This is a genomic window from Finegoldia magna, assembly GCF_018371055.1.
In the GTDB taxonomy this organism is placed as follows: Bacteria; Bacillota; Clostridia; order Tissierellales; family Peptoniphilaceae; genus Finegoldia; species Finegoldia magna_I.
Window position 1 is genome coordinate 1 of record NZ_JAGYZD010000140.1, and the last position, 4,639, is coordinate 4,639.

The 4,639-nt window shown below is 31.9% G+C and carries 4 protein-coding genes and 2 pseudogenes; 4 read left to right on the forward strand and 2 right to left on the reverse strand.

Annotation, left to right across the window (positions count from 1 at the left end):
• Positions 1 to 257: pseudogene (locus KHW44_RS06565) on the reverse strand (hypothetical protein); the annotation flags it as partial.
• Between the two features lie 263 nt (positions 258 to 520).
• Positions 521 to 1,909, reverse strand: coding sequence for an L-seryl-tRNA(Sec) selenium transferase (selA, locus tag KHW44_RS06570; RefSeq protein ID WP_304067478.1), 1,389 nt, complete (start codon positions 1,907 to 1,909; stop codon positions 521 to 523).
• Between the two features lie 330 nt (positions 1,910 to 2,239).
• On the opposite strand from selA, the gene KHW44_RS06575 reads away from it, so the two are divergent.
• The 4 genes and pseudogenes from KHW44_RS06575 to KHW44_RS06590 form a co-directional block, all read left to right on the forward strand.
• Complete coding sequence (locus KHW44_RS06575) at positions 2,240 to 2,614, forward strand: GrdX family protein (RefSeq protein ID WP_281682893.1); 375 nt, start codon at positions 2,240 to 2,242, stop codon at positions 2,612 to 2,614.
• A 21-nt stretch (positions 2,615 to 2,635) separates the two neighbouring features.
• Positions 2,636 to 2,956, forward strand: coding sequence for a co-chaperone YbbN (locus KHW44_RS06580; protein WP_002835444.1), 321 nt, complete (start codon positions 2,636 to 2,638; stop codon positions 2,954 to 2,956).
• A 99-nt stretch (positions 2,957 to 3,055) separates the two neighbouring features.
• Positions 3,056 to 4,348: a glycine/sarcosine/betaine reductase component B subunit gene (locus tag KHW44_RS06585; RefSeq protein ID WP_094206886.1), complete on the forward strand. Its 1,293-nt coding sequence runs from the start codon at positions 3,056 to 3,058 to the stop codon at positions 4,346 to 4,348.
• Between the two features lie 59 nt (positions 4,349 to 4,407).
• Positions 4,408 to 4,639, forward strand: a pseudogene (locus KHW44_RS06590) (glycine/sarcosine/betaine reductase complex selenoprotein A); the annotation flags it as partial.

The following is a 4,639-nucleotide window of genomic DNA, read 5'->3' on the forward strand; positions in this document are numbered from 1 at the left end:
CCTATCTTATTTCCACACATCAATTTGTAAATTTGGTTTGGTTTTTCAAATTTTGAATAATAACCGTCGTTTAAGAATGATAATCCTGCAAACGTAAACAGCCCAAAACAAATCATAATTCCTATAAGTCCATATAGTCTATATGAAGAAAAGAATTGTAAAATTTCTTGGCCCGTTGCAAATCCAGAGCCTATAAGTAATGCAATAAAAGCTCCAGCATAGGTGATTACCTGACCTATGTTATACTTTTTTTTCATAATTTACCTCCTATTGATTTTTCTTCTGATTGACATTATTTAATGTGTATCGTTTTCCAAAAAAATGCAAAGAGTTAAATATTATTAACTTAAAATTTTTACATTAAAACAATAAACAGTAAAAAAACAAGGATCAAATCCTTTTTAGTCATTATAACATATTAATTCTAACTTTGTAAATATTTTCCTACATTTTTTCTAAATTTTTTGTTCAAATAGTCAAAAATCCCGAATTAAAAATCCGGGATTTTCCTCATAGTTCTCTACGATAAATTAGATTTTATTACATTTACAATTCTTTCAAAATCTTTTTCAAAAATACACCTTAAATCCATGAAGAATGTATCATCGTGAACAGTTCCAATAATATGTTCATCAGATAGTCTAAGTCTACGTTCAAATTCTGATACTTTCATTTCTGGTTTAACGGCAATAGAATACGAATTTAGTCTGTCTAATGGGTATGCCCCACCTCCAATTTCACTTTGAGATTCCACAATTTCCATATTCAAGTCCACTTCTTTTTCTATCATAGATTTAAGTTTTTCTGCTTTTCTAAGAATTTCTTCTTTTGGCATGGATATCATCTTCAAAGTCGGGATATTTGCAATTGCCCTTTCATCATCTAAGTAGAATTTGAGAGTTTCCTCTAAAGCTCCTAATGTAAATTTATCAACTCTGAACGCTCTCAATAATTGATTTTTCTTGATTTTAGATATCAATTCTTTCTTTCCAACAATAATTCCTGCTTGAGGTCCACCTAAAATCTTGTCGCCAGAGAATGATACCAAATCAATTCCTTCATTTATACAATCCTTCACAGTTCTTTCATAACTAAGTCCAAACTTTGACAAATCTATCAGTGAACCTGAACCCAAATCTTCTATTAAATGTATGCCTTTCTCGTCACACAAATCTCTCAATTCATCTCCACTTACACTTTCGCTAAATCCTACTACAGAATAATTGGAAGTATGAACTTTCATTATAAGCGCAGTTTCTTCATTAATATTATCTTCATAATCGTATAAGTGTGTTTTGTTAGTTGAACCAACTTCTACTAATTTTGCACCAGATTTTTCCATAATTGAAGATATTCTAAAAGATCCACCGACTTCAACAAGTTCTCCTCTACTTATAATAGCTTGTTTGTTTTGAGCTAAAGTATTTAAGGCAAGAAAAACAGCAGCTGCATTATTATTTACAACTACAGCATCCTCTGCTTTTGTGATTCTTTTTAAAAGTTCTACAGCATGAACATATCTGGAGCCTCTTTTGCCTTCATCTAAGTCGTACTCTAAGTTAGAATAATTCCCTGCAATTTTACACAAATTATCAACAACTTTTTCATTTAATAATGATCTACCAAGATTTGTATGTAAAATAACTCCTGTAGCATTTATTACTGGTTTCAATGATGGAGAAAAATTTTTGTCTATCAGTTCAAATGCCTTATCGATAACATCTTTGTTATAAAAATCAAACTCTTCTTTATTTAATATTCTATTTCTAAAAAATTCTATGGATTCTCTCACAGAATCTTTAATTAAACTTTCAGGATATTCTTCATAAGCTTTTAAAATTTCTTCCGATTCTAAAATTTCTGAAACTTGAGGAAGTTTCTTGAACATTTCTTGTAAATTAGCTCCCATTTTTTTGTCCTCCATTTTCTTCTATATATTATATACGTATTTGACATTAACTTATGAGTAAATTATAATATAAGAGCAGAGAATTGTCTATCATATAGCGATTGGGAGATTGTAATCGCTTTTTGAATCAGAATAAAATTCGAATTTTTTATTTGCGTTTTAATGTTTTGGTTTTAACAAATTAAATTTCATTCAATAAAGTAATTTGTGATTTTTTATGAGCGGTTATTATGATTTTCTATATATGATTACATTTGGGTGATTTTGTTATATAATAATATTGAGCTAGAAAATAGCTTATAACGAATCAAAAGACAGGTAGGGTAAAAGATGTTATTAATCACAAACAATGAATTTTTTAAAGATGCTATCAAAAGGAATGATGTAACAGTTGAATACATTGAAATCGACTACATCGGAATTTTGAAAAAAGCTCGCGATTTAATTCATCAAAATTATCGCCTAGTCACTCACCCGCTTTATGGATCAGTAAAACCAAACGAAACTGTTTTTAGATCTGTTATTTTGGAAAAGAGTGACAAATTTGATACCGATTCCTTGATGATGATTGAAGAATCTATCAATACTGCAACTAAGTTTATGAATATTTCTAAACCAAAGCGTTGGCCAGCTGAAATCTTAGATGATTTCAGAGTTGTCGATTTCGACATAATTAGTCAAACTTTGGATAGAATATTAATATAAAAATTTTAGGAGGCATTTGAAATGTTAGAATTAGACAAGAAAACTTTTGAACCAGAAGTATTAGAAGCTGAAGGATTAGTATTCGTAGACTTCTGGAGTGACGGATGTGAACCATGTAAGGCACTTATGCCAGGCGTTCATGAATTAGCTGAAAAATACGGTGACAAAATTAAATTCTGTTCACTAAACATTACTTCAGCTAGAAGAGTTGCTATCAAACAACAAGTATTAGGATTACCAACTATGTTAATGTACAAAGACGGTCAAAAAATTGATGAAATCAATAAAGATGACGCTAATTTGGAAAACATAGAAGCAATGATCCAAAAACACTACAACTAATCTAAAGCTAGATTAAAGTAGAAGTAAATTAGTTAAAAACTCATTAGGGGTCACTCCCCTATTGAGTTTAAATAAAAAATTATTATAGGAGGTTAAGATATGCGTCTTGAATTAGGTAAGATTTTTATTAAAGACATCATCTTTGATGAAGGTGAGTCAAGAATCGAAGACCACATTTTGTATCTTAATAAGAAAGAATTAGCAGATGTATCAGGTGTAGCTGATGATGAACACTTAGAATCAATTGATTTTGATATCGCTCATCCAGGCGAAAGCACTCGTATAACACCAGTTAAGGATGTTAACGAACCAAGAGTTAAAGTTGAAGGTGGAGAAGTATTCCCAGGAATATTAAACAAAGTTGATCCTGTTGGTTCAGGTAAAACTATCGCTCTTAAAGACATTGCTGTTGTTACAACAGGTAAAATCGTAGGATTCCAAGAAGGTATCATCGATATGTCAGGTTTAGGTGCTGAATATACTCCATTCTCTAAGACAGTTAACTTAGTAGTAACTATCGAACCAGTTGAAGGTGTTAAACAACACAATCACGAAGCTGGCGTTAGAATGGCTGGTTTAAGAATCACTGATTTCATCGGTAGATTAGCAAAAGATTTAGAAGCAGATGAATGGGAAACATTCGAAACTCTTCCAATCTTAGAACAAGTTAAACAATATCCAGAATTACCAAAAGTTGTATATGTTTACATGTTACAAACTCAAGGTTTATTACACGACACTTATGTTTATGGAGTTGACGCTAAGAAAATTATTCCAACTTTCTTATACCCAACTGAAATCATGGACGGAGCAATTTGTTCAGGTAACTGTGTAAGTGCTTGTGACAAAAACCCAACTTACGTTCACTTAAACAATGGTGTAATCAGAGAATTATACAAAGAACACGGTAAATCAATCAACTTCTTAGGAGTTGTAATTACTAACGAAAATGTATACTTGATGGATAAGATCAGACACTCTGACATGACTGCAAAACTTTGTGAATTCTTAGGAGCTGACGCTGCTATCGTATCACAAGAAGGTTTCGGTAACCCAGATACTGACTTAATCATGAACTGTAAGAAGATTGAAGGCAAAGGAATCCAAACTGTTATCATCACTGATGAATATGCAGGACGTGACGGTGCTTCTCAATCATTAGCAGATGCTGACCCAGCTGCAAACGCAGTAGTAACTGGTGGTAATGCTAACCAATTCATCACTTTACCAAAGATGGACAAAGTAATTGGTCATATCCAATTCGTTGACACTATCGCAGGTGGATCTGATGGAGCATTAAAAGATGACGGTACTATCGAAGTGGAAATCCAAGCAATTACTGGTGCTACTAACGAAACTGGATTCAACAGATTAACAGCAAAAACTTATTAATTAATATAAAAAAGATTTATTCAAAACTAAATAAAATATAAACTTAAGAAAGGATAATTATGGGATTTTTAGAAAATAAAAAAGTTATCATAATTGGAGACCGTGATGGAATTCCAGGTCTTGCAATTGAAACATGTGTAAACACAGTTCCTAACACAGAAGTAATTTTCTCATCTACAGAATGTTTCGTCTGAACTAGTGCAGGAGCTATGGACTTAGAAAACCAAAAGAGAGTTAAAGACTTCGCTGAACAATACGGAGCTGAAAACGTAGTGGTTCTTCTAGGTGCCG

Coding starts and splice junctions, on each gene's coding strand:
- selA (WP_304067478.1), bottom strand. CDS start 1,909: ATGGGAGCTAATTTACAAGAAATGTTCAAGAAACTTCCTCAAGTTTCA.
- KHW44_RS06575 (WP_281682893.1), top strand. CDS start 2,240: ATGTTATTAATCACAAACAATGAATTTTTTAAAGATGCTATCAAAAGG.
- KHW44_RS06580 (WP_002835444.1), top strand. CDS start 2,636: ATGTTAGAATTAGACAAGAAAACTTTTGAACCAGAAGTATTAGAAGCT.
- KHW44_RS06585 (WP_094206886.1), top strand. CDS start 3,056: ATGCGTCTTGAATTAGGTAAGATTTTTATTAAAGACATCATCTTTGAT.